Here is a 26,536-nt window from a genome sequence, read left to right as displayed (position 1 = left end):
GCGATGACCGAGATCTATGCCATCACCCTGTTCCTCTTCGTGCTGTTTTTCCTGCTCGGCACCGGTGTCTGGGTCGGGCTGGCGCTGATGGGGGTGGCCTGGGTCGGGATGGAGCTGTTCACCACCCGCCCGGTAGGCGACGCGATGATCACCACGATCTGGGCAAGCTCTTCGAGCTGGACGCTGACAGCGCTGCCGTTGTTCATCTGGATGGGTGAGATCCTCTATCGCACGCGGCTGAGCGAGGACATGTTCAAGGGCCTGTCGCCATGGCTGGCGAGACTGCCGGGCGGGTTGGTGCATACCAATATCGTGGGCTGTACGGTGTTTGCCGCGGTGTCTGGCTCTTCCGCGGCGACGCTCACCACGGTCGGCAAGATGTCGATCCCAGAGCTGCGCAGCCGCAACTACCCGGAGAAGATGATTATCGGCACGCTGGCAGGTGCCGCGACGCTCGGGCTGATGATCCCGCCCTCGCTGGCGTTGATCGTCTATGGCGTCACGGTGAACGAAAGCATCACCAAACTGTTCTTTGCCGGGGTCGGGCCGGGGCTGGTGCTGGCGGCGCTGTTCATGGGCTATGTGGCGGTCGTGGCGCTGACCTCGAAGGACTGGCAACCCGATAGCGAGGGCAATCTGAGCTTTGCCGAGAAGCTGGCCAATTCCCGTTTCCTGCTGCCGGTCTTCGCGTTGATCACCGTGGTGATCGGCTCGATGTATCTCGGGTTTGCCACCGCGACAGAGGCCGCGGCGATCGGGGTGATCGGCGCGCTGGTGCTGGCGCTGTTTCAAGGATCGCTGACATGGTTCAGCTTTCGCGAGAGCCTAATGGGCGCGATGCGCACCTCTGCAATGATCGCGCTGATCCTGGTAGGGGCCGCCTTCCTGAAGCTGTCGATGGGGTTCACCGGCCTGCCGCGCGCACTTGCGGACGGCATCGCGGTCATGGAGCTGACGCGGTTTCAGCTGCTGATGGCGCTGCTGGTTTTCTATATCGTATTGGGTATGTTTCTCGACGGTATCTCCTCCGTGGTTCTGACAATGGCGGTCGTCGAGCCGATGGTGCGTGGCGCCGGGATCGACCTGATATGGTTCGGCATCTTCGTCGTCGTGGTGGTCGAGATGGCCCAGATCACCCCGCCGATCGGTTTCAACCTGTTTGTGCTGCAGGGAATGACCGATCACGAGATGGGCTATATCACCAAAGCGGCGCTGCCGATGTTCCTGATCATGGTGGTCATGGTTTTCCTGCTGATCTGGTTCCCCGAGATCGCCACCTGGCTGCCCGACAATTTGCGACAGGGGCCGGTATGACCTGCGCTAACTTCTCGCTCGGGGACAGCCTTCATGGGTGAATTTCCGATGATCCGCAATGTCGGGCTGAGCGGGTTGCTGGTCAGTTTCGATCGGCAGATGAGCGAGGCTGCCAATCGCGCGGCGCTGGCTTTCCGGGCTGCTCTCGATGCCGCCGACTGGCCCGAGGTGGAGGAGACGAGTTCCTCGCTGGTATCCACCTTTCTTGCGGTCGACCTCGCCGTGCATGCGCCCGGGAAACTGACCGAGAGGCTGCGTGACCTGCTAGCCTCGCGCGACTGGTATGGCGCGGATTTGCCCGAGGGGCGGCGGCTCTGGCATGTACCGACTTTCTATGGCGGCGAGCTGGCGCCGCAGCTCGAAAGCGCGGCGGCGGCGGCGGGGCGTGACCCGGAGGCGGCGATCCGTGAATTGTCGCAGACCCGGCTGCGGGTGCTGACCATCGGTTTCGCGCCGGGGCAGCCCTATCTTGGAGAGCTGAACCGGAACTGGGACATTCCGCGCCAGCAGGGATTGACCAAATCGGTACCGCCCGGCGCGCTGGTGGTGGCGATAAGGCAGATGACGCTGTTCACCAGCGCTTCGCCGACCGGCTGGCATCATGTCGGACAGACGGCCTTCCGCACTTTCCGCCCGCATAGCGATACCCCGTTCCCGCTGTCGCCGGGTGACGAGCTGCTTTTCCCTTCGGTGAGCCGCGCGGAATATGAACGGATCGACAGCCGCGACGAGAGCGGCAACGGCGGCGCGACCTGCGAGGATCTGTCATGAAGGCGCGGCTGAGCATCCTTCAGGCCGGACCGGGGATGAGCCTGCAGGATCTGGGTCGCCCCGGCCATCGCGCCTTCGGGTTGACGCAGGGCGGTGCCGCCGATCGCAGCGCGCTCTACGAAGGCGCGGCGCTGCTCGGGCAGGCGCCTGGGCTTGCGGCGCTGGAGATGGTCGGGGTCGGTGGGACTTTCAGCGCCGGGCGCGACCTGCGCATCGCGCTCACCGGCGCGCGGATGAGCGCCAGCATCGACGGTGCGCCGCTGGTCTGGAACGCCTCGCATCTGTTGCCTGCCGGAGCTGAGCTCAGGATCGGCGGGGCACGCAGCGGCGTCTATGGCTATCTGCATGTCGGTGGCGGCTTTGGCGGCGAGCTGCAGCTGGGCTCCCGCGCCAGCCACCTCAGCATCGGGATCGGCAAGGCGTTGAAGGCCGGTGACAGCCTGCCGCTCTGCCCTGACCGGGGCGGGCCAAATGCGATGACCTTGCCCTGCGAGGACCGGTTCGAGGGGGGCAGGCTGCGCATGGTGGCGAGCCTGCAGACCGACGCGTTCGACGCCGCAACGCGTGAGTGCTTCGCTGCGACCGCCTTTCGCCGCGACCCGCGTGCCAACCGGACCGGCGTGCGGCTCAATCACGACGGGGAGGGCTTTTTCGCGCAGGGTCAGCTCAGCATCGTTTCCGAAGTGATCGTGCCCGGCGATATCCAGATTACCGGCGAAGGCGCGCCGTTCGTGCTGCTCAGCGAATGCCAGACGACCGGCGGCTATCCCCGTATCGGCACTGTCCTGCCCTGCGACCTGCCGCGTGTCGCGCAGGCCCCGGTGGGAGCGGCGTTGCGGTTTGAATCCGTGAGCCTTGCGGAGGCGAGCGAGATCGAGTGCCGCTACCGGGCCTGGCGGGCCGACCTGCCAAGACGTGTCACCCCGCTGCTTCGCGATCCGGCGGCAATGCGCGACCTGCTTTCCTATCAGCTCGTCGGCGGTATGATCTCCGCTAGGGATGACCCCTTTGAACAGGAGGATTGAGATGATCCGTGTCGATCTGAACGCCGATATGGGCGAAAGCTTCGGGCCGTGGAAAATGGGCGACGACGCGGCGCTGCTGAAGATCGTGACCTCGGCCAATATCGCCTGTGGCGGCCATGCCGGGGATGCCGACGTGATGGCCGCGACGATGAAGCTGGCGCGCGACAATGGCGTCGGCATCGGCGCGCATCCCGGCTTCATGGATCTCGCCGGATTCGGACGCAACCGCCTGTCGGTTCCGCGCGCCACCCTGCAGAACCAGATCCGCTATCAGGTCGCCGCCAGCATCGGCATGGCGCGCAGCCTTGGCACCGGCGTGCGGCATCTCAAGCTGCACGGGGCGCTCGCCAACATGGCCTCGGAAGATGAGCAGCTGGCCCGCGATTGCTACGATGCGGCTCTGAGCGTGGCACCGGATCTCATCATCATGGTGCTGGCCGCCACGGCGCAGCAGCAGGCCGTCGAGCGGCTGAAATGTGACTGGGCTGGTGAGATTTTCGCCGACCGCGCCTATAACGACGATGCGACGCTGGTTGACCGGTCGCAGCCCGGCGCGGTGATCCATGATCCGCTACGCGCCGGTCGGCGAATGGCGCAGATGGTCAAGGCCGGGGCGATCATCACCGAAAGCGGCAGATATATCGACACCCGGATCGACACAATCTGCCTGCATGGCGATACGCCGGAGGCGGTGGCGATCGCTGCCGCGGTGCGCCGCGCGCTCGAGGAAGAGGGCGTGAGCCTCGCGACATTCGAAGGGCATGCCTGACCGCCTCGGGCGGACAGCGTTTGAAAAGCTATTCGAGCGGATATTGAAGAATTGGTCGGGCTGAGAGGATTCGAACCTCCGACCCCCTGCTCCCGAAGCAGGTGCGCTACCAGGCTGCGCTACAGCCCGACCGTGCAGCAGCGCATAGGGGTTCTGCCGCGATTTGGCAAGAGCTGATGCGCATTGCGAGGCAGATCATTTGCGCCTCCGCCGAAGCGAGGCTCCGGCGGAGGGCGGGATAGATTTCAGAGGCTGGCGTCGAGCGCCGCGAGAATGGCGTCGCCCATTTCGCTCGTCGAGATCGGGCTGCCGCCTTCCTCGCCCATCAGATCGGCGGTGCGGGCGCCATCGGCGAGCACTTTTTCAACCGCGGTCTCAAGCCGTGTCGCCTCGTCCCCTTGATCGAAGGAATAGCGCAATGCCATCGCGAAGCTGAGGATGCAGGCAATCGGGTTGGCCTTGCCCTGACCGGCGATATCGGGCGCCGAACCGTGCACCGGCTCGTAAAGCGCCTTGGGCCGACCTGCCTCGTTGGGCGCGCCGAGCGAGGCCGAGGGCAACATGCCGAGCGAGCCGGTGAGCATTGCCGCACAATCCGACAGGATGTCACCGAACAGGTTGTCGGTGAGGATCACGTCGAATTGCTTGGGCGCGCGGACCAGCTGCATGGCGCCGTTGTCGGCATACATGTGGCTGAGCTCGACTTCCGGGTAATCGGTGTCATGCACCCGCTGCACCACTTCGCGCCACAGGATGCCGCTTTCCATCACGTTGGCCTTCTCCATCGAGCAGACCTTTTTGTTGCGGCGCCGGGCCAGCTCAAAAGCCGAGCGCGCGACACGTTCGATTTCGGATTCGGTGTAGCGCTGGGTGTTGATGCCGACCCGCTCGTTGCCTTCCTCGAAGATCCCGCGCGGCTCGCCGAAATAGACGCCGGAGGTCAGCTCGCGCACGATCATGATGTCGAGCCCGGCAATCACGTCCTTCTTCAGCGAGGAGAAATCGGCCAGCGCATCAAAACACTGGGCCGGACGCAGGTTGGAATAGAGATCCATTTCCTTGCGCAGGCGCAGCAGCCCGCGTTCTGGTTTCACGCTGAAATCGAGTTCATCGTATTTCGGCCCGCCAACGGCGCCGAGGAGCACCGCATCCGCGGCGAGCGCCTTGGCCATGGTGTCGTCATGCAATGGCGTGCCGTGCTTGTCATAGGCCGCACCGCCGACCAGGTCATGCTCGACGTCGAAGGCCAGATCGCGCTTGTCGCCGAACCAGTCGATGATGCGGGTGACCTGCCCCATGACTTCGGGTCCTATCCCGTCGCCGGCGAGGATAAGCAGCTTTGGATTGGCCATGAAAACTCTCCTGATGAATGTTGCAAGCGGGGTAGCGTGACCATGCCGAAGCGTCAAGAAAGCTTAGGGTGCGAGGTCCACCCAGATCAGGGCATGGCGGCTGGCCTGCGGGGCGAAATGACGCCCGGAATCCAGCACCCGCCAATCCGCCGAGGGCAGCAGATAATCCACGCGCATCGGCCCGGTCTCGGGCCAGGTGACCGTCTCGCGCCCTGCCAGCGGATCTTGCAGCCTCGCGTCGTTCAGGAGGGCACGGATCGCCGCCCCACGCCCGTCGCCGTGCTGCGGATCGAGATTGGCATCGCCGAGTAGGATGAAGCGCTCCGTAGGCGGCGTTTCGAAGGCGCCGTCGAGGTAATGCTGCCAGAAGATCACCTCGTCATGATTGCGCCTCCCGTTGCGATCTTGCGGCCCGTCGAAGACCGGCGGTGTCGCATGAAAGGTGAGCAGATGGAGCGGTGGTTGACCGGGCGGGGCGATCGGCACCACCCAATGCCCTTTCGAGGACAAGCGTTGGATCGCCCGCGCCTCTGCGTTGGGGAAGGGCTCCGCCACCGTTCCGGGGAGCAGCGCGCCGGGCAGATCGCGCCAGAGCAGGGTAGAATGATCCTGTACCTCTGCCTCGATAATCGGATGGCGCGAGAGGATCGCCATGCCGCCCTGACCGAAGAAACGCCCATAGCCCTGCGCATCATCGGCACCGCCGCGTCGGCCGTCCCCGTCGAGATCGACGCCGCTTTGCAGACCGGCATTGCCCGGCAGCGCGAAGAGATGCGGATAGGCAGGGCCGCCACTGCTTTCGAGCGCGGCGGCAAGGGCATGGAGCGCCCGGTTCTCGAGGTCGTAATCGAGTTTCTGCAACACGATGACATCGGGGGCGACTTCGCTCAGCGCCGCGAGCACCGCCTGCACCTGCGGATCCTGGCCATTCAGGATGTCGCGCAGCACCAAGCCGGGACCCTCGCGCGACAGGGCGCTGTTGAAACTGGCGATCCGCAGCGGCTCTGCCATGGCGGTACAGGCGCTGAGCAGCAGCGCGAGAGCGAGGATCAGGCGGCCTGCAATCCGTCTTCCGCCTCGGCGTGAACCCGGCGCCGCCGGTCTTCGATCATCACGGCGATCCGGGCCATGGCGATGCCGCGCATGATCATGCTGGCGGGAAGAAAGGCCCATGCGCTTACTGTCCAAATCAGGGTCTGCGGGTCGGCTATCGAGATCGGGTCTACCAGATCGGCGGCCGATTTGACCACCGCCGGGATGATGAATGGCAGCAGGAAGCCGAAGGCGATGTTGAAACGGGCGTCACGCTGCAAGCGCTGGAGCGCGTCGCCGCCTCCCGTCGGGTCGAAGCGCGGCAGGTTGACCCAGACATTGAATGCGCCGTGCCTTGTCGGCCAGCCGAGGACCCGGACCAGAAGCAGGAAGGAGGTCATCGCACAGAGCGAAATCAGATAGGCCAGCCCGGCGGCCGTGCGCAGGGTGCGGACCAACTCCCCCTCCGCATCCTCGGGCAGCATCAGGATCAGCAGGCGCACCGGCGAATAGGGAAAATCCATCGCGTTGCCGATGATCGTGCCGAGTGCCGTCAATGCGCCGGTCAGCAGCGTCGGATCGGTCTTGCCCCTGAGGATCGCGCAGATCAGGAACACCGTGAAAAACAGCGCCACGAACCGCAGGCGGTTGAACGGCGGCGCATTGCGGAACTCAACGAGGCTTGGGAGGGTCGAGTTATATTCCACGAAGGTGAGCACGGCGGCGAGCAGCGCGAAGAGCAGGGTAATCTGGCTCGTCTGGGCGGCCACGCCGGGCAGCAGCAGCGCCGGAGTGGCGATCAGCAGGGCCACCAAGAGGCCACGCGTCACCGCGCCTGTCATCCGTCCAATCACTCGTCTGCCCTTTCAAACCGGTCAGCCACGGTACACTGCCGCCTGCTTGTCCCAACTTGCTCTCTCCGGAAGGCGGAGATTTGCCTCAATATTGCCCAAATTGTGCCTTCTTTCGTCGGGTCGCTCAAGACGGTCGCCTCATAAGAGCCCGTTGATCCGGCATTTTGATGAAGAAGGTGGTGCGATCGTGCATCAATTTCGCGGCATTCCTGAGACGGGCCGCAAGATGTTGTAGGCGCCGTATCGGTGCCTACAAGGGATGTGTGGGCCAGGACCGAGCCGCGCAGCGCGTTTCGTCAGACCCAAGGACGGCTCTGCGCGGCAGATTCTTCGAATCTGTCGATCGCCTTGCCTTTTTCCAGTGTCAGCGCGATGTCGTCGAGACCGTTCAACAGACAATGTTTCTTGAAGGAATCCACCTCAAAGCCGAAGCTTTCGCCGTCCGACGTGGTCACCGTCTGGCCCTCCAGATCGATGGTCATGCGGGCATTGGCACCCTTTTCGGCGTCCTTCATCAGCACGTCGACCTGCTCCTGCGGGAGGGCAATGGGGAGGATGCCGTTTTTGAAGCAGTTGCTGTAGAAGATGTCCGCGAAGCTCGGGGCGATAACACAGCGGATGCCGAAATCCTTGATCGCCCAGGGCGCGTGTTCGCGCGAGGAGCCGCAGCCGAAATTGTCGCCTGCAACGAGGATCTCGGCGTCGCGGTATTGCGGCTTGTTGAGCACGAAATCGGGGATTTCCCGGCCGTCGTCATCATAGCGCATCTCGTCGAAGAGGTTCACGCCGAGGCCGGAACGCTTGATGGTTTTCAGGAACTGCTTGGGGATGATCATGTCGGTGTCGATGTTGATCATGTCCATCGGCGCGGCGATGCCGGTGAGGGTTTCGAACTTGTCCATTTCATTCTCCTGACCCTGAAGAGGGCTGTCGGTACGACGTCGGTATTATGTCGGTATGGCGTCAGTGCAGGCACCGACGCCGCAAGGTCGGGGGAGGCCCCGTTTACATCAGCTCGCGCACATCGGTCAGGTGACCGGTGATCGCCGCGGCGGCGGCCATTGCCGGGGACATCAGGTGGGTGCGCCCGCCGCGGCCCTGCCGACCCTCGAAATTGCGGTTCGACGTGGCGGCGCAGCGCTCGCCCGGCGACAGCTGGTCGGGGTTCATCGCCAGGCACATGGAACAGCCTGCGAGACGCCATTCGAAGCCGGCGTCCGTGAAGATCTGCGCCAGACCTTCTTCCTCGGCCTGGGCGCGGACCAGACCCGAGCCCGGCACGATCATCGCGCGCAACCCGTCCTTGATCTTCTTGCCCTTGAGGATCTCGGCAGCGGCACGCAGATCCTCGATGCGGCCATTGGTGCAGGAGCCGATAAACACCGTGTCGATCTTGACCTCGGAGAGTGGCATACCGGCGGTCAGGCCCATGTAATCGAGCGCCCGACGAGCAGCCTCGATCTTGCCGCCCTTGAAGTCTTCGGGTGCAGGCACATTGGCGGTGATCGGCAGCACGTCCTCGGGCGAAGTGCCCCAGGTCACGACCGGAGCGATGTCCTCGCCCTTGAGGGTGATGACCTTGTCCCAATGGGCGTCATCGTCGGAATGCAGTGTCTTCCACCATTCCATCGCCGCTTCCCATTGCGCGCCCTTCGGCGCATGGGGGCGGCCCTTGCAATAGTCGAAGGTGGTCTGGTCAGGCGCGATCAGACCGGCGCGGGCGCCGCCTTCGATGGCCATGTTGCAGACGGTCATGCGGCCTTCCATGGAAAGATCACGGATCGCCTCGCCACAATATTCGATGACATAGCCGGTACCGCCGGCAGTACCGGTGACACCGATCACGCTGAGGGTGATGTCCTTGGCAGTGACACCGGGGCGCAGCCTGCCGGTTATCTCGACCTTCATATTCTTGGATTTCTTCTGGATCAGCGTCTGGGTGGCGAGCACGTGCTCGACCTCGGAAGTGCCGATGCCATGGGCCAGCGCGCCGAAGGCGCCGTGAGTGGCAGTGTGGCTGTCACCGCAGACCACGGTCATGCCGGGCAGGGTCCAGCCCTGTTCGGGTCCGACGATATGCACGATGCCCTGACGCACATCGGAGACCGGGTAGTAATGGATGCCGAAATCCTTGGCATTCTTGTCGAGCGCCTCGACCTGGATGCGGCTTTCCTCGTTCTCGATGCCGTTCTCGCGGTCGAGCGTGGTCGGCACGTTGTGATCCGGCACGGCGATGGTCTTGTCCGGCGCGCGGACCGGGCGGTCGCTCATGCGCAGACCTTCGAAGGCCTGCGGGCTGGTCACCTCATGGACCAGATGGCGGTCGATATAGAGCAGACAGGTGCCGTCCTCGGCCTCATGGGCCACATGGGCATCCCAGATTTTGTCATAGAGCGTTTTGGGGGACATGGGTCCTCTCCCGATGATGGTCAGTGAATGGGGTCGCGGCGGTTCGCGCGTCGCTCAGCGCTGCGCCAGCACAGCGTGACGGGCGCCGAAAAAGCGTTCGCCCAGGCGGGCACGGTCGTCGAGATCGAACACGGGCGTCATGGCCGCAGGATTACCCTGCAAAAGCCTGTGCTGCAAGGGTGCAAGGCTTGCATGGGATGTCAACTTCATGCGACGATTCGGCAAAAAGGAGGGGCGATGCAGCAGGAAGTTGATCCATTTGCAGATTTCCTTGCCTCGCTGATGGGCATCTGGAACACCGGCGTCAATTTTGCCTATGGCATGCTGACACCGGGCTGGCGACAGAATCAGTTTCTGATACTGATCGCGCTGACGGTTCTGGCCTGGCTGTTGCACCGGGTGTCAGGGCGGCTCCTGCAGAATTGGGTGCGCTCCCGCGAGGGTTGGTCGAAATGGCAATTGCGCGTGGTGGTACAGATCCGCCGTCGGCTTGGCCTCATCTGGTTCGCGCTGCTGGCAGGCGGGGTCTATCTGGTGATGCAGCAGATCACCTGGCCGTCGCGCTCCTATCTGATCGGGCTGGCGGGGACGCTGGCGGCGGTGATGGCCGGGATCGCCTTCGCCGCGCGTCTGGTGCGCAACCGGCCGGTGCGGCGCATGGTGACCTGGGGCCTTTGGCTCTATGCGACACTTTATTTCCTCAATGTAGATGACGATGTTGCGGGGTTCCTCGACCGGCTGGCGCTGACCCTTGGCGAGTTCCGCATGTCGCTGCTCGACCTTATCGTCGCGCTGGTGGTGATCGGCGGGCTGCTGACGCTGGCCCGGCTGGTCAGCACCACCACTGCCGCGACGATCCGCAAGAACGAAGATATCAGCCCCTCGATGCAGGTGCTGGCGGTGAAGGGGCTGCAGATCTTCCTTTACGGAGTCGCGTTCTTTCTTGGCATCCGGGCGGTGGGGATCGATCTTACGGGGCTTGCCATGCTGTCCGGGGCGATCGGCGTCGGCCTCGGTTTCGGTCTGCAGAAGGTGGTGTCGAACCTTGTTTCTGGCGTGATCATCCTGCTCGACAAGTCGATCAAGCCCGGCGATGTGATCAGCCTTGGCGACACCTTCGGCTGGATCGCGACGCTGGGCGCGCGCTATGCCTCCGTGGTGACGCGGGATGGCAAGGAATATCTCATTCCGAACGAGGATCTGATTACCGGGCAGGTGGTCAACTGGTCCCATTCCAATGAATTCGTGCGGCTCGATATCCATTTCGGCACAAGCTATGGCGATGATCCGCATCAGGTGCGTGAACTGGCGGTCGCCGCGGCGAAGAGCGTCGAGCGCGTGTTGAGCTTTAAATCGCCGGTCTGTCATATCGTCGGTTTCGGCGACAGCAGCGTCGATTACATCCTGCGGTTCTGGATAAAGGACCCGACCGGCGGGCTGACCAATATCCGCGGCAATGTGTTCCTGGCGCTCTGGGACACGTTCAAGGAGAACGACATCTCGATTCCTTTCCCCCAGCGCGAGGTGCTGCTGCTAGAGGAAAGTCGGCTGGCGCTGTCGCGCGGCGAAAACGGGTCGGCCGCGCCGTTGCGGGCGCGTTCGGGGCAGGAGGGGTGAGACGGCGGCGCGATCGGCACTTCTTCGCGCCCCTGTCATTGAAATGTCACGCTTTGATTGTTAGAATAAGGTCAATCCCAGCGCCGGGGATCTGGCGGCGCGACATAAGGAGGACGATGTCCTGTCAATCCAAGCTGTCGCAGCGTCTGCTGCACGAAACGGCGTAGCGCCGATGGCGTCCACGACCGACATGGCCATGAGCGATGCGCTGCTGGCCGCGATTCTGAAAACCCTCGACGAAGAAAAGGCTGAAGACATCGTGCAGATCGACCTGCACGGCAAGACGTCGATGGCCGATTACATGGTGATCTGCTCGGGCCGTTCGACCCGGCAGGTGGCGGCAATTGCCGAGAAGCTGGCCCAGCATGTCAAACATGAGTTCAACCGCACACCGCGGATTGAAGGCAAGGATATCGGCGATTGGGTGCTGATCGACACTGGCGACGTAATCGTTCATGTGTTCCGCCCCGAAGTGCGCGAGTTCTACCAGCTCGAGAAGATGTGGCAGGTCGGCGGCGATCCGGCGGCGGTGCAGAACTGACGCCCGGCGCATCTCATGCGCGTGCATATCTGTGTGGTCGGGCGCCTGCGCGCTGGGCCGGAAAAAGACCTCATTGACGATTATCTGACACGTTTCGACCGGACCGGCCGGGCCCTTGGGCTCGGGCCGGTCCGGATCGTCGAAGTGGAGGACAAGAAAGGCGGCGGCATGGCGACCGAGGCCCTATTGCTGCAGCGGGCGATCCCGGCTGGCGCGCTGATCTGTGTGCTGGATGAGCGCGGCAGGGTGGAAAGCTCTCCCGCCTTTGCCGAACGGCTTGGCGGCTGGCGCGATATGGGGCGCGGCGATCTGGCACTGGTGATCGGCGGGGCAGACGGAATCGATCCGGCACTGCGAAAGCAGGCAGATCATGCGCTGTCCTTCGGCAAGATGGTCTGGCCGCACATGCTGGTGCGTGTGATGCTGGCCGAGCAACTCTACCGCGCTGCCTCGATCCTGTCAGGCGGGCCCTATCACCGGGTCTGACTTATCTGAGCCTGATGCGCTTGCCGCCCTTCGTCCAGCCACCCTTGGTGTCATGCACCTGGATCTCGATCTCCTTTACTCCCGACGGTACCGCAATGCCGGAGAGGGAGCGGGTGAAGGGCTGTTCGTCCACATGCGGATGCGCAAGGTTGCGCTGACCAAGCACGTTGCCCTGCTCGTCGAGGATGCGCCAGGCGTCGGCGTAATCGTCCCAGCCGGTATCGTCATGCTGTACCGTGACGTCGAAATTCCACAGATCACCGCTACGGGTGATGTTGACGTTGCGGATCACCGGCGCGTCCGCAAATGCCGCGGAGGCGGTGACAATCAGTGTGGCGAGGGCAATCTTGAGCATCGTGAAACCAATCCTTCAGGCCTGACTCCATATAGTCCTTTCTGCAATCAATCCAAGGGGATTCGCCCGGCACAACGCGGGCGGGGACCGGCTTTTGGAAGGGTGCAAAGGCCACGTGCAGCGCGGCGATCTCGTGCTATGCTCACGCCGGATCGCGTGTCGCCGATCGAAAGGAAGGGAAGATCGTCATGGAAATGCCGAGACCGGATGCCGGGATAATGGCGCGCAAGGCGCAGCTTGTCGCGCGCCTGCAGGACGTGCTGCCGGGCAATGCGGTGATCCATGATCCGCGGGAGACGCGGGCCTATGAATGCGATGCGCTGACCGCCTATAAATGCCCACCGATGCTGGTCGTCCTGCCCGCCAGCACGGAGGAAGTCTCAGCAGTGTTGCGCATATGTCACGAGGAAGGCGTGCCGGTGGTGCCGCGTGGTTCCGGCACCTCGCTCGCCGGGGGAGCGTTGCCCACGGCTGATTGCGTTTTGCTCGGCGTGGCGCGGATGAACCGGGTGCTTGAAGTCGATTATCCCAACCGTATCATCCGCGTGCAGAGCGGGCGCACCAATCTCTCTGTCTCCGATGCGGTGGCGGAGGACGGGTTTTTCTATGCGCCCGATCCGTCGAGCCAGCTTGCCTGCGCGATTGCCGGAAATATCGCGATGAATTCGGGCGGCGCGCATTGCCTGAAATACGGCGTCACGACGAACAATCTGATGGGCGTGACGCTGGTGTTGATGGATGGCGAAGTGGTCGAGATTGGCGGGACGCATCTCGATGCTGGCGGGCTCGACCTGCTCGGGGTGATCTGTGGCTCCGAAGGCCAGCTCGGGGTGGTCACCGAGGCGACACTGCGCATCCTGCCCAGGCCCGAGGGCGCGCGGCCGGTGCTGATCGGGTTTGATGACAACGCTGTGGCGGGCGCCTGCGTCTCCGACATCATCCGCGCCGGGGTTCTGCCGGTGGCGATCGAGTTCATGGACCGGCCCTGTATCGAGGCGACGGAGGCTTTCGCCCATGTCGGCTATCCCATGTGCGAAGCGCTGCTGATCGTCGAAGTGGAGGGCTCGGAACAGGAGATCGATCACCAATTGGCGCTGATCACCGAGATCGCCCGTCGACACGACCCCGTGGAACTGCGCGAAAGCCGCTCCGCTTCGGAGAGCGAGAAGATCTGGCTGGGGCGTAAATCGGCCTTCGGGGCGATGGGGCAGATCAATGATTACATGTGCCTTGATGGCACGATCCCGGTGTCGAGCCTCCCGGAAGTGCTGCGAAGGATCGGCGAGATGTCACGGCATTACGGGCTGAAGGTCGGCAATGTGTTTCATGCCGGGGACGGCAATATGCATCCGCTGATCCTGTTCGATGCCAACAAGCCCGGTGACCTGGAGATCTGTGAGGAGTTCGGTGCCGAGATTCTGAAGCTCTGCGTCGAGATGGGCGGTTGCCTCACCGGGGAGCATGGAATCGGTGTGGAGAAACGCGAGTTGATGCGCACGCAATATGGCGTGGATGATCTGGCGGCGCAGATGGCGGTGAAGGATGTTTTCGACCCGGCCTGGCTGTTGAACCCTGCCAAGGTGTTCCCGTTGGCGGAATCTCGGCGTCATCGCGGTTCGGCAGAGGCGGCGGCGCAGGCTCATGCCTGAGCGGGACGAGGCGGTCCTGCGGCCGCAGAGCGAGGGCGAGCTGGCGGAGATCATCGCTTCGGCTGACACGCCCCTGTCGCCGCGCGGCGGCAATACGCGCGGGCTTTCCGGGCCCGGACGGGCGCTGAGCAGTGCCGGGCTGTCGGGGATCACGCTCTATGAACCCGGGGCGCTGACGCTGGTGGCACAGGCCGGGACTTCGCTGCGCGAGATAGATGCGCTGCTGGCTGCGGAGAACCAGCGGCTGGCTTTCGAGCCGATGGATCACCGGCCATTGCTGGGACATGACGGGGAGCCGACTCTCGGCGGGATTTGCGCTGCCAATGTCTGCGGACCACGGCGGCTCGCTGTTGGCGCGGCGCGCGATTTCATGCTGGGCATCCGATGCGTCGATGGCAGCGGAAGGATTATCGCCAATGGCGGTCGGGTGATGAAGAACGTCACGGGCTATGACCTGGTGCGGCTGTTTGCCGGATCCTGTGGCACGCTGGGCGTGCTGAGCCAGGTGGCACTGAAGGTGCTGCCGCAGCCCGAGACCCAGGCGAGCCTGACCCTGCATGGGCTCGATGAGAGGGCGGCGGTCGCGGTGATGGCGCGGGCCATGGGCAGCCCCTTCGAGGTGACCGGGGCGGCACATATGCCCGGCGACGCGACGGAAGATGCCCGCACACATCTGCGGATCGAAGGTTTCGAAGCCTCGGTGCGCTACCGGATCGCCCGGCTGCGCGCCCTGTTAAGCGATGCTGCCAGTGAGGTCAGCGAGATCGGCGCGGGCGAGTCGCAAAGGCTCTGGCAGCGGATCAGGGACGTGGAGATCTTCGCGAACCGCGCGGGTGACGTCTGGCGTCTGTCCTGCAAACCCGGGGACGGGCCAAGCCTTGCGCGGCGGGCCGGGGCGGAGGCATGTGCCTATGACTGGGCCGGTGGTCTTGTGTGGCTGTTGATGCCGCCGGGGAGCGACCTGCGCTCGCGGCTGGGCAGGTTTGAGGGGCATGCGACCTACCTGCGCGGCGCGACCGCGGACCGTCGGCGGCTCGGCGTGTTGCAGCCCGAACCGCCGGGGATGGCGCGTCTCTCCGCTGGGCTGCGTCGCCAATTCGACCCAAAGAACAGGCTTAACGGCGGGTTGCTGGCGGTGTCGCTATGATGCTGTTGCTGGTGTTTCTGATAGTCTTCGGTTTCGGGCCTCTGGCCTTCGGGTCGCTGACCCGACGGGTTCCGAACCCGGGGTTGCTGCGCCGGATGGGCCTGCTGGCGCTGAGCGCGGTGCTGTCCGGGCTGGTGATCCGCTATGGTTTTGCGCAAGAATGGGCGCGCGATCCGGTGCTGACGCTGCTGGTGCTGGCGCTGCTCTGGCTGGGCTGGATCGCCCTCCTGGGGTTCGTTGCACAGATCCTGCGTCACCGCGATGCGGGGCGGCGGATGCGGCGCTGGACCGGGGTGATCGGTGCGCTGGGGACGACAATGCCCTGGTTCGGCCTGGCCACGGCGCGGATGCTGGGCGGCTGAACCGGTGCAAAGCCGCCAAGGGAGACGGAATACATGAAGACCAGCTTCAGCCCGGACCAGCTAAAGGATCCGGATATCCGGCGCAGCAACGAGATCCTGCGGGCCTGCGTGCATTGCGGTTTCTGCACCGCCACCTGTCCGACCTACCAGCTGCTCGGCGATGAGCTCGACAGTCCGCGCGGGCGCATCTACCTGATCAAGGACATGCTGGAAAACGATCGCGACCCGGACGAGAAAACGGTCAAGCATATCGATCGCTGTCTCTCCTGCCTCGCCTGCATGACGACCTGTCCTTCCGGCGTGCATTACATGCATCTGGTCGACCATGCCCGCGCCTATATCGAGGAACGCTACCGGCGTCCCGCGGGGGAACGGCTGTTGCGCTGGATGCTCGCGCGAATCCTGCCCCATCCGGAACGGTTCCGTCTGGCGTTGCGGGCGGCGCGGCTCGGTCGGCCGTTCGTCGGGCTGCTCCCCGATCCGCGGCTGCGCGCGATGCTGGAGATGGCGCCTCGGGCCATCCCGCCGAAAAGCCCCAATGACATGCCGCAAAGTTTCCCCGCCGAAGGGGCGCGGCGCAGGCGGGTGGCGCTGCTTACGGGCTGTGCGCAGCGCGCGCTCGATACCGATATCAACGATGCCACGATCCGGTTGCTGACGCGGCTTGGCTGCGAGGTGGTGGTGGCCTCGGGGGCAGGCTGCTGCGGCGCGCTGGTGCATCACATGGGCAGGACCGCCGAGAGCCACGACGCCGCAGCGCGCAATATCAGGGCGTGGAACACGGAGATCGACGGGCAGGGGCTCGACGCGATCGTCATCAATACCTCGGGTTGCGGGACGACGGTGAAGGATTACGGCGACATGCTGCGCAACAATGCGCTGGCGGATGAGGCGGCCCGTGTGTCGGCGCTGGCGCGGGATGTTTCGGAGCTGGTGAGCGAAATCTGCGAACCCGGAATGCTGCGCCTCGCGCAAGAGGCGCGGGAAAGGATCGCCGGAACCGATGCCGTTCCGGCTCAGCGACAGGATCATCAGGGGTTTGTGGTGGCCTATCACGCCGCCTGTTCGTTGCAGCATGGTCAGCAGATTAAGGCCGCGCCGAAGGAATTGCTGAAACAGGCGGGGTTCACGGTGGTCGAGCCCGTGGACTCGCATCTGTGCTGTGGCTCGGCGGGAACCTATAACCTGATGCAGCCGGAGATTTCGAGACAGCTGAGAGACCGCAAGGTCGCGACACTGGAGGCGCGGCTGCCGGATGTGATCGCCGCCGGGAACATCGGTTGCATGATGCAGATCGGCGCGGGAACGTCGGTGCCGGTGGTGCATAGCGTGCAATTGCTGGACTGGGCAAGCGGAGGGCCGCGCCCTGCGGCGCTTGACCGGGACAAATCGGGTAGCGGGAAAGTCCCGCAACTGCGCTGAGCGCCCTATTTTCGCCGCAAGTCACCTTTATTCGCGATGGTAACTCTTGCAACGAAGGCGAAATCGGTGCGGCTCTGGACGGCTCTCACTTTCATGGCGCTCGTCGCCGTCACGACCGCCGCACAGGCTCAGACCCGGGGGCAGACCCATGCCGCGGATACGCAGCTACGCGCGCTTGACAACGGCATCGATGCCGCCGCCTGGGAGGCGGTGGGACGCCTGAATATCGGCGGTGCGGGCTTCTGTACCGGGGCGCTGATCGCGCCCCGGCTGGTTCTGACCGCCGCGCATTGCCTCTTTGACAAGCAGAGCAAGCTGCGCATCGATCACGGCAAGGTCGAGTTTCTTGCCGGCTGGCGCAACGGCCGTGCCGGTGCCTATCGCAAGATCCGCCGCGCCGTGGTACATCCCGATTACGTCTTTGACGGCGAGGTCTCTTCGGACCGGGTACGGCACGACCTGGCATTGCTGGAGCTCGACAGTCCGATCCGCAACACGACGATCCGTCCGTTCAGCACCGCGGGCCGACCGCGACCGGGGGATTCCGTGGGCGTAGTCAGCTATGCTCGCGACCGGGCCGAGGTCGCCTCGCTGCAGGAAATCTGCAAGGTGCTGGCGCGTCAGAACGGGGTGCTGGTGACTTCCTGCTCGGTCGATTTCGGCGCCAGCGGCGCGCCAATTTTCTCGTTCTCCAATGGCGTGGCGGAGATCGTTTCGGTGGTGTCGGCAAAGGCCGAGGTGCAGGGCCAGCATGTCTCGCTCGGCACCGCGCTGGGCGCGCCGCTGGCTCTGCTGCAGGCCGAGCTGGTGGCGGGCAAGGGGGTCTTCCAGGAGGAAGGCCCGGCCAGCAGACGCATCAAGGTCGGCCATGCGCCACGCGAGACCGGAGCGAAATTCGTGCGCCCGTGAGGCGAAATTTGCGCTGCAGGGGCTTTTGACATTTTGCGAAAACCGCCGCCCTGAAAGGGCTTGAAAGCCTGCAGAGCGATCCCCACATCATCCTCGCCGGGGTGCCTCAGAGGGCTTCGGTGTCTGAAAATCGGGTCTGTCCAAGAGGAAGGCCCGGAACGTAAATCGCTCAAAGATGAGGATGAACATATGCGTAATTTTGATTTTGCTCCGCTCTATCGGTCCAGTGTCGGGTTCGACCAGATCGCCAATCTGATGGACCGGGCGCTCTCGAGCGACAGTGCAGCCTCCAGCTATCCGCCCTATAACATCGAGAAGCTCGACGATGATTCCTACCGGATCAGCATCGCCGTTGCCGGGTTCTCGGAAGCGGACTTGAGCGTCGAGGTGCGGGAGAAGGCGCTGATCGTATCGGCGCGCAAGGCCGATGAGGACGAGGACCGGACCTATCTGCATCGCGGCATCGCGACCCGCGCTTTCGAGCGTCGGTTCCACCTTGCCGATCATGTCCAGGTGACCGGGGCCGCCCATGTCGATGGCATGCTGCATATCGAACTCGAGCGCCAGGTTCCCGAAGCGCTGAAACCGCGCCAGATCCGTATCGCCACCGAGCGCAAGGCCATCGAGAAGGACGTGGTTGACGCGAAATCCGTCAACTGAGAGCTGTCGTGATCGGTTGAGAGGGAAGCCCGGAGCGTTGCTCCGGGCTTTTTGCGATGTCGGGGGTATCGTTGGAGTCTTGCTGGTTCGGGCGATATCGTAGGTTCACCGACTTGTGCCGATGACGTGGTTTCTTTCGGGGACGCGTAGCGGCGTTCTTCGGTAGATACCGGCATTCTTCCGCCTGCAGATTCGCGTCCGATGTGCTGGTCTTCGCCGATTGGCGGCAGCGACGAAACCTCAGACGCTCGTGGCGGTTCTGGTTCTGCAACGGGGCGCTGTCCCAACGCAGACTAGATGGAAAGGACCAGAAATGACCTATTCGACGAAAATTCGGAACCTCGCAACCACAACCGCGCTGGCCGGGCTGCTCGCCGCGCCGCTGGCGGCACAGACTGCTGATATCGGTGCGGATGTAAACGGCGATGCCGATATCGCTGCGAGCGAGCTTTCGGGTTCGGTGAACGGCGATGTCGGGACCGATCTGCAGGGCGATAGCGAAAGCAATGCCGAAGCCGAGCTGAGCGCCGATGCCGCGGTCGATGCGGATCTGACAGATCAGTATGACCTGAACGCTGAGACCAATCAGCAGGCCACTCTCGATGCCGAGGCACTGACACGCAGCGAGCAGGCCATTGCCGCAGGAGAAGCGGTTGCAGTTTCCGCCGATGGCAATGTGATCGGCTCGATCGAAGCGATGAAGGAAGTCGACGGTGTGCTACGCTATTCTGTAGCGCTGGAGGATGACTTTGCCGTCGGATCCGAACGTGCCGCGATCCAGAGCGAAAAGGCGCTGACCGCCGATGGTGAGCTTGAAGTCGATCTTACGGATGAGGAATTCGCCGCGCTGCTATCGCATCAGACCGGCGTGACAGGCGACGCAGACAGTCAGGTCAACTGATTACCGCGTTGTATCTCCCAAAGAAGGCTGGCAGCCATCGCTGCCAGCCTTTTCCTGTCCGGTAACAGTCGTTATACCGACATGCAGATGTATTTCATCTCCAGGAAATCCTCGATCCCGTGATGGCTGCCTTCGCGACCGAGGCCGGATTGCTTGACACCGCCAAAAGGGGCCACCTCGGTTGAGATGATGCCGGTGTTCACGCCGACGATCCCGTATTCCAGCGCCTCGGCCACCTTGTAGACCCGGCTGAGATCCTTGGCGTAGAAATAGGAGGCCAGGCCGAAGATCGTGTCATTGGCCATGGCGATTACCTCGTCCTCGTCCTCGAATTTGAACAACGGGGCGAAGGGGCCGAAGGTCTCCTCCTGTGCGACTTTCATCTCCTGGGTCACACCGGTGACGATGGTCGGGCCGAAAAAATTGCCCCGCATGTCGTCCTCGCCGTTGCCGAGGATCACCTTTGCGCCGTGTTCGACCGCATCCTTGATATGCTCCTGCACCTTGTCCGACGCTTCGGCGTTGATCAGCGGTCCGAGATCCGTGCCCTCTTCCAGCCCGTCTCCGACCTTCATCTTCTCGACCCGTGCCCTAAGCTTCTCGGCGAAGGTGTCATAGACCCCGGCCTGCACATAGATCCGGTTGGCGCAGACACAGGTCTGGCCATTGTTGCGGAACTTGCACATGATCGCGCCTTCGACCGCCGCATCGAGATCGGCGTCGTCGAAGACGATGAAGGGCGCGTTGCCGCCCAGCTCCATCGAACATTTCATCACCTGATCCGCGGCCTGTTTCAGCAGGATACGCCCCACCTCCGTCGAGCCGGTGAAGGTCAGCTTGCGCACCGCCGGGTTCTCGCAGAACTCCTTGCCCACGGCAGAGGACGAGGACGAGGGCACCACATTGAACACGCCCGCCGGAATGCCCGCGCGCTCGGCCAGCACGCCCATGACGATGGCGCTGAGCGGTGTTTCGGCGGCGGGGCGCGCGACGAAGGAACAGCCCGCGGCCAGCGCCGGGGCGGCTTTGCGGGTGATCATCGCGTTGGGGAAGTTCCACGGCGTGATCGACGCGGCGACGCCGATCGGCTGTTTCAGCACAGTGATCCGCTTGTCGCGCTGATGGCCGGGGATGGTTTCGCCATAGATCCGCTTGGCCTCTTCGCCGAAGAATTCGATGAAGGATGCGCCATAGGCGACCTCGCCCTTGGCTTCGGCCAGCGGCTTGCCCTGTTCGGCGGTCAGGATGATGCCGAGGTCGTCCTGGTTCTCCATCATCAGGTCGAACCACTTTCGCAGGCAGGCGGCGCGTTCCTTTCCGGTCCAGGAGGCCCAGTCCTTCTGCGCCTTCTCGGCAACCGCGATCGCCTCGCCCACCTGGGCCCGGCTGAGATCCGCCACCTGCGCGATGACATCCCCGCGCGCCGGGTTCGTCACATCGAAGGTGCCATCGTCGCCCTCGACCCATTTGCCGCCGATATAACCCCGGGTCTCTAGCAGCGAGGGGTCCTTCAGCAGTGATTTCAGATCGGTCTTCGCATCGTTCATTGGACATCTCCGCTTTTGTCTGTGGCAGACAAACCCACAAAGGTTATGGTTGTCCAGTTCCAGTTTGAGAATGCAGTTCCGAAGGAAGACGAAGATGACGCTTGATGACGCCTATGCCAACGCCGCCCATATCGCCGGAGCGGAGCAATATCCCGCCCGCTGGCAGGAGCAGGCCGCGGCCTTCCGTGCGCGGCTGGGGTTCCGGGCCGAACTCGGCGTCGCCTATGGGGAGGGGCCGAGGGAATGCTACGACCTGTTCCAGCCCGAAGGCGTGTCGCGCGGCACGGTCATTTTCGTGCATGGCGGCTATTGGAAATCCTTCGACCGCAGCAGCTGGTCGCATCTCGCCGCCGGGCCGCTGGCGCGCGGCTGGGCCGTGGCGATGCCGTCCTATGATCTTTGCCCCGAGGTGCGGATCTCGCAGATCACCCGGCAGATCGCCCGGGCGGTCGAGTCGGTCGCCCTGCGCAGCCAGGGACCGCTGGCGCTGGCCGGTCATTCGGCGGGCGGACATCTGGTGGCGCGGATGACCGATCCGGTAATCCTGGCCGCCGATATCCGCGACCGGATCGCCCAGGTCCTGCCGATCTCGCCGCTGGGTGATCTGACGCCGCTGCTGCGTACATCGATGAACGAGACATTGCGCCTTGATGCAGCGGAGGCAGAGGCGGAGAGCCCGATCAACATGGCGCCCCCGCATGGTGTGAATGTCTCGATCTGGGTCGGCGGCGACGAACGTCCGGCTTTCCTCGAACAGGCGGCGCATTTCGCGAAGGTCTGGGGAGCGCAGCACATGGTCGTCGAGGGGCGCCATCATTTCGATGTCATCGACGCGCTGCAAGATCCCGACAGCACCATGGTAAAAGCATTGCTCGGGCTGAAATGAAACGCTTGATCGGTTCCGTAAAATGCGGCAATGGATAATCACGGCCGGGGCGATGGCGTCGCTCCATTGAGCGGCCATGCGTCCTGCACGCCGGGACCTTTCTGAAAAGGAGGGTCTTTATGACCAACCGCCCTGACATGTACCGCTTCCACAACGGTGAAAAATCTCCGCTGCCCTTCGACGCCGCCGAATACGAGGCGCGCCTCGCGGAACTGCGCGAACGGATGCAGAGCCTCGGCGCCGATGCCGCGGTCTTCACCTCGATGCACAACATCGCCTATTATTCGGGCTTCCTCTATTGCTCCTTCGGCCGTCCCTACGGGCTCGTCGTGACCGAAAGCGAATGCGTCACCATCTCGGCCGGCATCGACGCGGGCCAGCCCTGGCGGCGCAGCTTTGCCGACAACATCACCTATACCGACTGGCAGCGCGACAATTACTGGCGGGCCATCCTTTCGGTCACCGGACCGGGCAAGGTGATCGGCTACGAGAGCGACCACCTGACGCTGATGCAGCGCGACAAGATGGAAGATTTCCTCAAGCCCGCGACCATGGTGGACCTTTTCGAGACCACAATGCGCCAGCGGATGCACAAGTCCGAGGCCGAGATTGCGCTGATCCGCCACGGCGCCAACGTCGCCGATGTCGGCGGCTACGCGATCCGCGACGCCGTCAAGCTCGGCGCCCGCGAGATCGACATCGCCATGGCCGGACGCGATGCCATGGAACTGGAGATTGCCAAGCGCTTCCCGGATGCCGAATACCGCGACAGCTGGGTCTGGTTCCAGTCCGGGATCAACACCGACGGCGCCCATAACCCGGTCACATCGCGCAGGCTCGAGCGCGGCGATATCCTGTCGCTCAATACCTTCCCGATGATCTCGGCCTATTACACCGCGTTGGAGCGGACCATGTTCGTGCAGGAAGTCGATCCGGCCAGTCTGAAGATCTGGGAAGCCAACGTCGCGGCGCATGAGTATGGCATCAGCCTGCTGAAGCCCGGCGTGTCCTGCGCGGAAGTCACCCACAAGATCAACGATTTCTTCGCCGAGCGCGACCTGCTGCAATACCGCACCTTCGGCTACGGCCATTCCTTCGGCGTCTTGAGCCATTTCTACGGCCGCGAAGCCGGTCTGGAACTGCGCGAGGACATCGACACGGTGCTCGAGCCGGGCATGGTGATCTCGATGGAGCCGATGCTGACCATCGGCGAGGGCAATCCGGGCGCGGGCGGCTATCGCGAGCATGACATCTTGGTGATCAACGAAGACGGCAACGAGAACATCACCGGCTATCCCTACGGGCCGGAGTTCAACGTCGTCGGCTAAGCCTGCGCGGCGGGTCGGCTTCCCCCGACCCGCCGCCTCTTTATGCCGGAAATACTCCGGGGAGCGTGAGGGGCAGGCCCCTCACTTCCGCTCTTTCGGCCCGCGCCGGACCCGTTTCACCACCCGAACGCCGCAGCTTTTCGCCAGCGCCGTCTTGTCCTGCAGGTTGCAACGTCTTTAGTGTCCGACAGCGACGCGCAGAACGGGAGGATCTTGAACATGCTGGGATTCGTGCGTCTGGTCATCGCCGGTTTCCTGGTTCTGACCGTGATCTACTTCTGTCTGTCTCTCTATTCCCGCGCCCTGAGACGCGACAGGCTGCGGCGCAAGTGGCAACAGGGGCCGAAACGGATCGACCGCGATGCCTTCGTCGCGCGCGGGCTGAAGAAATATGATGCTTCCATCCGTCGCAAACTGCTTCTAGGGGTCTATGTCGTGCCCGTATTCGTGGTCGGGCTGATTATCTACCTGACGAATTTTTCCTGAAGGAGCCTGCCATGGCGATCATCAAATGGACATTCTGGATCACCCTTTGGCTGCTCGTGGCCGCCTTTCTCCATTATACCCTGCCGCAGGTCGATATCGTGCGGATCACCGACACCTATGAAAAGCGGATCGACGACGATTCGATCTTCTGGGCCGATACGACGCAGGCCGTGGACGGCAGCGCCGTGAACCGGGACGTCTTCTTCATCCAGACCCGGCGCGCCAAGGGGGACGTGATGGTCTATCGAAACGAGGATACCGGCTGGGGCTGGCCGCCCTATTTCAAATTCGACACGTCCAACCTGCAGGCCGAGGCCGCCGACGTGCGTTCCGCCTCCGGCACGCCACAATATGTCGCGCTCAAGCATTACGGCTGGCGCAACGAATTCCTGTCGATCTATCCCAACGCGGTCTCGCTGAAGCCGGTTGCGGGGCCGGAGGTCGGCAAGGGGCTGCCCTGGCTCAACATCCTCATCCTGACCCTGCTGGCGGCGCTGGTCTATGCGATCTGGGTACGCTGGCGGCGCTTTCGCCGGGCGCGGATCGATCCGCGGATGGAGGCGATCGAGGACAACCTTGCGGAACGGCGCGGTCGCTTCGCACGCTGGCGCGAAGAGCGGCGTCACCGACGCAACCTATAGGCGCCGCGGCGGGCTTCACGGCTCAGCCAGCCGGGCTGAGCATCCGGCCAAGGGGGCGGCCGCCGAGGATATGCACATGCATATGCGGCACTTCCTGAACGCCATGCCGTCCGGCATTGGTGATCATCCGGAATCCCTCGCCATTCTCGAGACTGACACCCTCGTCGCGGCAGATCCGGGCGATTACGCGGTTGAGGTCGGCTATCTCTGCATCCGTGGCCTCGGCGGCGAAGTGGTCATAGCTCACATAGGCCCCCTTAGGGATCACCAGCACATGTACCGGCGCCTGCGGCTGGATGTCCCGGAAGGCCAGTGTGTGTTCGGTTTCCAGCACCGTGTCATTGGGGATTTCACCGCGCAGGATCCTGGCGAAGATATTCTGGTCGTCGTAGCTGTAGGCCATCAGTTTTTCCTCAGTCAGCAAAAAGATGATCGGCGGCGGCGATCTCGCGCGCCTTGTCGGTCGGGAGCCGGAGGAAGCGGCTCAATGCCTCGGCATTGTCCTCCTCCCCGGCGGTCTCGCGCATCCGGCTGTGATGCTCGAAATTGGCGTCGCGTATGCGGTCGGTCTCGAAGACCATGTCGTTACGGATCGTCGGCAGCAAGCGGGCCAGCGTATCCTGCGGGGTCTGCTCTCCGGCGAGGCCGACGCGCATCGCATGGCCGATCAGGTAGTCGTCGCTGAACTGGCAATTGATCTCCAGCAATCGCGTCATCGATCGGTCCGAGGCGAAATCATGCAGCAAATCGATGTTGGAGGAATCCATGCAGACGATCAGCCTGTCGGTCTCATAGTAATCGAACAGCATCCGCATCAGCGCGCGGCGGTGACGGGTGCGCTTTCCCAATGTGTTCTGGATTCCGCCGAGATCGGGCAGCGGCGTGCTCTCCTCGTTGAACAGATATTCGATCGCGGGAATGTTCGTGACCTGCCGGATCCGTTCCAGCACCCGTTTGGCCACATGCCATTTCTTGCAGATCACGATCAGCAATTCGCGTTCGCGCCCGAGCGTGCTTTCGGTCTCCCAGAACCGCGTGGCAAAGCGCCGCCCGATCCGACCGCGCCCGGAGAGGAAGCGGAACAGGCTGGGGCCCTCGTTGCTGATCTGAAATTGCACGCCCTCCGCGGCGTAGAGCAGGCCAAGGCGTCGTTTGAGGTCCTGCGCCTCGGGGCTAATCTTGCGCGCAAAGAGATAGTCCTGGCTCAACAGTAGGTCGTAATGATCGTTGTAGAACGTCACCGGCATGCCGTAATCGGTGAACATCAGGAAGGTCAGGGTGCGGTTGTGAATCTGGTTTTCCGGGATCAGATGGCGCACCAGTGTTTGGAAAAAGGTCTCATCCGGGATCCAGGTGGTGCGGAAGAAGCGGGTCACGTCGCGGCGGTTTTCGAGGAAGTCGAACAGCATTTCCAGCGTGTTGCGGCGCAGGCACCACCATTGGCTGCCAATCTGGACCTGCAGATCCGCGGGGATCTCGCGGGTCAGCCGCAGCCGTTTCTGCAGTTCGAACATCGCGTAGAAGCGTTTCTTCTGCGTGCGTTCGTTGAACCAGTGACGGTAGATCAACCGCTCCTCGCGCCAGCCGGTCTTGATCCAGTCGCTTTCGAAGTAATCGAAGCTCTCTATGAAATCCGCATCGTTCTCGTCAAGAAAGTGATGGGTGTATTCGGCCGATTTGATCGCCATGCAATCGCCCGAGAGCATGTAGAAGTGGGTCGCGCGGGGAAAGGCCTCGAGCGCGGCCCGCACCGCCCGCAGCGTCGCCTCGACCAAGGACCATTCACCCCAGCCGCAGCGCACCCGACGGCGTACGAAGGTCACGCTGGTATTTTCCGCGAGCGCGCTGCGAATCTGACGGTATTGATTCGGGTCGGCGGAGGCGTCGAAATGGATGGCCATGTAATCGCCCGCGGCGGTCAGCCGTTCGGCCTGCCGGATGATCGCGGCCGGATCCTTGTGGCACAGCAAAATGTAGGCGATTTTTGCCATACCGGAAACGAACTATCCCTTAAGCTTTCCCTGTCTATCTAGATAATGATGAAGACCAATTGAATAAACAGCATTTCTTTGC

28 protein-coding genes and 1 tRNA gene are annotated in these 26,536 nt (G+C 63.3%); 18 read left to right on the top strand and 11 right to left on the bottom strand.

Annotation, left to right across the window (positions count from 1 at the left end; translation table 11 throughout):
- The first annotated feature begins 3 nt into the window (after positions 1–3).
- From ACFSUD_RS15865 to ACFSUD_RS15850, 4 genes are read left to right on the top strand one after another with little or no spacing between them, the layout of a single operon-like run.
- Positions 4–1,314, top strand: a complete 1,311-nt coding sequence (locus tag ACFSUD_RS15865) for a TRAP transporter large permease (RefSeq protein ID WP_386375484.1) — start codon at positions 4–6, stop codon at positions 1,312–1,314.
- A gap of 33 nt (positions 1,315–1,347) precedes the next feature.
- Positions 1,348–2,085: a 5-oxoprolinase subunit B family protein gene (locus ACFSUD_RS15860; protein WP_386375483.1), complete on the top strand. Its 738-nt coding sequence runs from the start codon at positions 1,348–1,350 to the stop codon at positions 2,083–2,085.
- On the top strand, positions 2,082–3,110 hold the full coding sequence (locus ACFSUD_RS15855) for a 5-oxoprolinase subunit C family protein (RefSeq protein ID WP_386375482.1): 1,029 nt from the start codon (positions 2,082–2,084) through the stop codon (positions 3,108–3,110). Before ACFSUD_RS15860 ends, ACFSUD_RS15855 begins: the two co-directional genes overlap by 4 nt.
- A 1-nt stretch (position 3,111) precedes the next feature.
- Positions 3,112–3,879 (top strand): LamB/YcsF family protein, encoded by a 768-nt coding sequence (locus tag ACFSUD_RS15850; RefSeq protein ID WP_386375481.1) that lies wholly within the window; start codon positions 3,112–3,114, stop codon positions 3,877–3,879.
- Between the two features lie 52 nt (positions 3,880–3,931).
- On the opposite strand, the gene ACFSUD_RS15845 is transcribed toward ACFSUD_RS15850, so the two are convergent.
- The 7 genes from ACFSUD_RS15845 to ACFSUD_RS15815 form a co-directional block, all read right to left on the bottom strand.
- A tRNA-Pro gene (locus tag ACFSUD_RS15845) sits at positions 3,932–4,008 on the bottom strand.
- A 116-nt stretch (positions 4,009–4,124) separates the two neighbouring features.
- Positions 4,125–5,231, bottom strand: coding sequence for a 3-isopropylmalate dehydrogenase (gene leuB / locus ACFSUD_RS15840; RefSeq protein WP_386375480.1), 1,107 nt, complete (start codon positions 5,229–5,231; stop codon positions 4,125–4,127).
- 63 nt (positions 5,232–5,294) lie between these two features.
- Positions 5,295–6,242 carry an endonuclease/exonuclease/phosphatase family protein gene (locus ACFSUD_RS15835; protein WP_386375479.1) on the bottom strand — a complete coding sequence of 316 codons (948 nt, stop codon included), beginning with the start codon at positions 6,240–6,242 and terminating at the stop codon, positions 5,295–5,297.
- A gap of 38 nt (positions 6,243–6,280) precedes the next feature.
- The gene (locus ACFSUD_RS15830) at positions 6,281–7,105 is read right to left on the bottom strand and encodes a hypothetical protein (protein WP_386375478.1); all 825 of its coding nucleotides are present in this window, start codon (positions 7,103–7,105) and stop codon (positions 6,281–6,283) included.
- A gap of 308 nt (positions 7,106–7,413) precedes the next feature.
- Entirely contained in the window at positions 7,414–8,019 is a 606-nt protein-coding gene (leuD, locus tag ACFSUD_RS15825) for a 3-isopropylmalate dehydratase small subunit (RefSeq protein ID WP_386375477.1), read from the bottom strand.
- A gap of 103 nt (positions 8,020–8,122) precedes the next feature.
- On the bottom strand, positions 8,123–9,526 hold the full coding sequence (leuC, locus tag ACFSUD_RS15820; RefSeq protein WP_386375476.1) for a 3-isopropylmalate dehydratase large subunit: 1,404 nt from the start codon (positions 9,524–9,526) through the stop codon (positions 8,123–8,125).
- A 54-nt stretch (positions 9,527–9,580) separates the two neighbouring features.
- The gene (locus ACFSUD_RS15815; RefSeq protein ID WP_386375475.1) at positions 9,581–9,736 is read right to left on the bottom strand and encodes a hypothetical protein; all 156 of its coding nucleotides are present in this window, start codon (positions 9,734–9,736) and stop codon (positions 9,581–9,583) included.
- 27 nt (positions 9,737–9,763) lie between these two features.
- Between ACFSUD_RS15815 and ACFSUD_RS15810 the strand changes: the two genes are divergently transcribed.
- The 3 genes from ACFSUD_RS15810 (at position 9,764) to rlmH (ending at position 12,170) form a co-directional block, all read left to right on the top strand.
- Positions 9,764–11,143, top strand: a complete 1,380-nt coding sequence (locus tag ACFSUD_RS15810) for a mechanosensitive ion channel family protein (protein ID WP_386375474.1) — start codon at positions 9,764–9,766, stop codon at positions 11,141–11,143.
- A 172-nt stretch (positions 11,144–11,315) separates the two neighbouring features.
- Positions 11,316–11,684, top strand: a complete 369-nt coding sequence (gene rsfS / locus ACFSUD_RS15805; protein WP_386375473.1) for a ribosome silencing factor — start codon at positions 11,316–11,318, stop codon at positions 11,682–11,684.
- Between the two features lie 15 nt (positions 11,685–11,699).
- Entirely contained in the window at positions 11,700–12,170 is a 471-nt protein-coding gene (rlmH, locus tag ACFSUD_RS15800; protein WP_386375472.1) for a 23S rRNA (pseudouridine(1915)-N(3))-methyltransferase RlmH, read from the top strand.
- 1 nt (position 12,171) lies between these two features.
- On the opposite strand, the gene ACFSUD_RS15795 is transcribed toward rlmH, so the two are convergent.
- Entirely contained in the window at positions 12,172–12,525 is a 354-nt protein-coding gene (locus tag ACFSUD_RS15795; RefSeq protein WP_386375471.1) for a hypothetical protein, read from the bottom strand.
- A 188-nt stretch (positions 12,526–12,713) separates the two neighbouring features.
- Here ACFSUD_RS15795 and ACFSUD_RS15790 point away from each other — a divergent pair, with 188 nt between their 5' ends.
- The 7 genes from ACFSUD_RS15790 to ACFSUD_RS15760 all read left to right on the top strand — a co-directional run bounded on the left by ACFSUD_RS15790 (position 12,714) and on the right by ACFSUD_RS15760 (position 19,575).
- Positions 12,714–14,174 (top strand): FAD-linked oxidase C-terminal domain-containing protein, encoded by a 1,461-nt coding sequence (locus ACFSUD_RS15790; protein WP_386375470.1) that lies wholly within the window; start codon positions 12,714–12,716, stop codon positions 14,172–14,174.
- Positions 14,167–15,321 carry an FAD-binding protein gene (locus ACFSUD_RS15785; protein WP_386375469.1) on the top strand — a complete coding sequence of 385 codons (1,155 nt, stop codon included), beginning with the start codon at positions 14,167–14,169 and terminating at the stop codon, positions 15,319–15,321. Before ACFSUD_RS15790 ends, ACFSUD_RS15785 begins: the two co-directional genes overlap by 8 nt.
- On the top strand, positions 15,318–15,683 hold the full coding sequence (locus ACFSUD_RS15780) for a hypothetical protein (protein WP_386375468.1): 366 nt from the start codon (positions 15,318–15,320) through the stop codon (positions 15,681–15,683). Before ACFSUD_RS15785 ends, ACFSUD_RS15780 begins: the two co-directional genes overlap by 4 nt.
- A gap of 33 nt (positions 15,684–15,716) precedes the next feature.
- Positions 15,717–17,105, top strand: coding sequence for a glycolate oxidase subunit GlcF (glcF, locus tag ACFSUD_RS15775; protein ID WP_386375467.1), 1,389 nt, complete (start codon positions 15,717–15,719; stop codon positions 17,103–17,105).
- Between the two features lie 93 nt (positions 17,106–17,198).
- Positions 17,199–18,014, top strand: coding sequence for a trypsin-like serine peptidase (locus ACFSUD_RS15770; protein ID WP_386375499.1), 816 nt, complete (start codon positions 17,199–17,201; stop codon positions 18,012–18,014).
- 189 nt (positions 18,015–18,203) lie between these two features.
- Positions 18,204–18,674 (top strand): Hsp20 family protein, encoded by a 471-nt coding sequence (locus ACFSUD_RS15765; RefSeq protein WP_386375466.1) that lies wholly within the window; start codon positions 18,204–18,206, stop codon positions 18,672–18,674.
- Positions 18,675–18,987: 313 nt separating this feature from the next.
- Complete coding sequence (locus ACFSUD_RS15760) at positions 18,988–19,575, top strand: hypothetical protein (RefSeq protein ID WP_386375465.1); 588 nt, start codon at positions 18,988–18,990, stop codon at positions 19,573–19,575.
- A gap of 71 nt (positions 19,576–19,646) precedes the next feature.
- On the opposite strand, the gene ACFSUD_RS15755 is transcribed toward ACFSUD_RS15760, so the two are convergent.
- Positions 19,647–21,122, bottom strand: a complete 1,476-nt coding sequence (locus ACFSUD_RS15755; protein WP_386375464.1) for an NAD-dependent succinate-semialdehyde dehydrogenase — start codon at positions 21,120–21,122, stop codon at positions 19,647–19,649.
- Positions 21,123–21,216: 94 nt separating this feature from the next.
- On the opposite strand from ACFSUD_RS15755, the gene ACFSUD_RS15750 reads away from it, so the two are divergent.
- The 4 genes from ACFSUD_RS15750 to ACFSUD_RS15735 all read left to right on the top strand — a co-directional run bounded on the left by ACFSUD_RS15750 (position 21,217) and on the right by ACFSUD_RS15735 (position 24,463).
- Positions 21,217–22,008, top strand: a complete 792-nt coding sequence (locus ACFSUD_RS15750) for an alpha/beta hydrolase (RefSeq protein WP_386375463.1) — start codon at positions 21,217–21,219, stop codon at positions 22,006–22,008.
- Positions 22,009–22,127: 119 nt separating this feature from the next.
- On the top strand, positions 22,128–23,336 hold the full coding sequence (locus ACFSUD_RS15745; RefSeq protein WP_386375462.1) for an aminopeptidase P family protein: 1,209 nt from the start codon (positions 22,128–22,130) through the stop codon (positions 23,334–23,336).
- A gap of 219 nt (positions 23,337–23,555) precedes the next feature.
- Positions 23,556–23,822: a hypothetical protein gene (locus tag ACFSUD_RS15740; RefSeq protein WP_386375461.1), complete on the top strand. Its 267-nt coding sequence runs from the start codon at positions 23,556–23,558 to the stop codon at positions 23,820–23,822.
- Positions 23,823–23,833: 11 nt separating this feature from the next.
- Complete coding sequence (locus ACFSUD_RS15735) at positions 23,834–24,463, top strand: DUF1523 family protein (protein ID WP_386375460.1); 630 nt, start codon at positions 23,834–23,836, stop codon at positions 24,461–24,463.
- A gap of 22 nt (positions 24,464–24,485) precedes the next feature.
- Here ACFSUD_RS15735 and ACFSUD_RS15730 read toward each other — a convergent pair whose 3' ends face one another.
- Together ACFSUD_RS15730 and ACFSUD_RS15725 are read right to left on the bottom strand one after the other, a co-directional pair.
- Positions 24,486–24,866, bottom strand: a complete 381-nt coding sequence (locus ACFSUD_RS15730) for a histidine triad nucleotide-binding protein (RefSeq protein ID WP_386375459.1) — start codon at positions 24,864–24,866, stop codon at positions 24,486–24,488.
- 10 nt (positions 24,867–24,876) lie between these two features.
- Complete coding sequence (locus ACFSUD_RS15725; RefSeq protein ID WP_386375458.1) at positions 24,877–26,454, bottom strand: DUF5928 domain-containing protein; 1,578 nt, start codon at positions 26,452–26,454, stop codon at positions 24,877–24,879.
- Positions 26,455–26,536 lie beyond the last annotated feature (82 nt).

This window comes from Sulfitobacter aestuarii, from assembly GCF_042685005.1.
Lineage (GTDB): Bacteria > Pseudomonadota > Alphaproteobacteria > Rhodobacterales > Rhodobacteraceae > Sulfitobacter > Sulfitobacter aestuarii.
The sequence above is the reverse complement of the archived record's forward strand: the minus strand, read 5'-3'. Positions and strand labels throughout refer to the sequence as shown.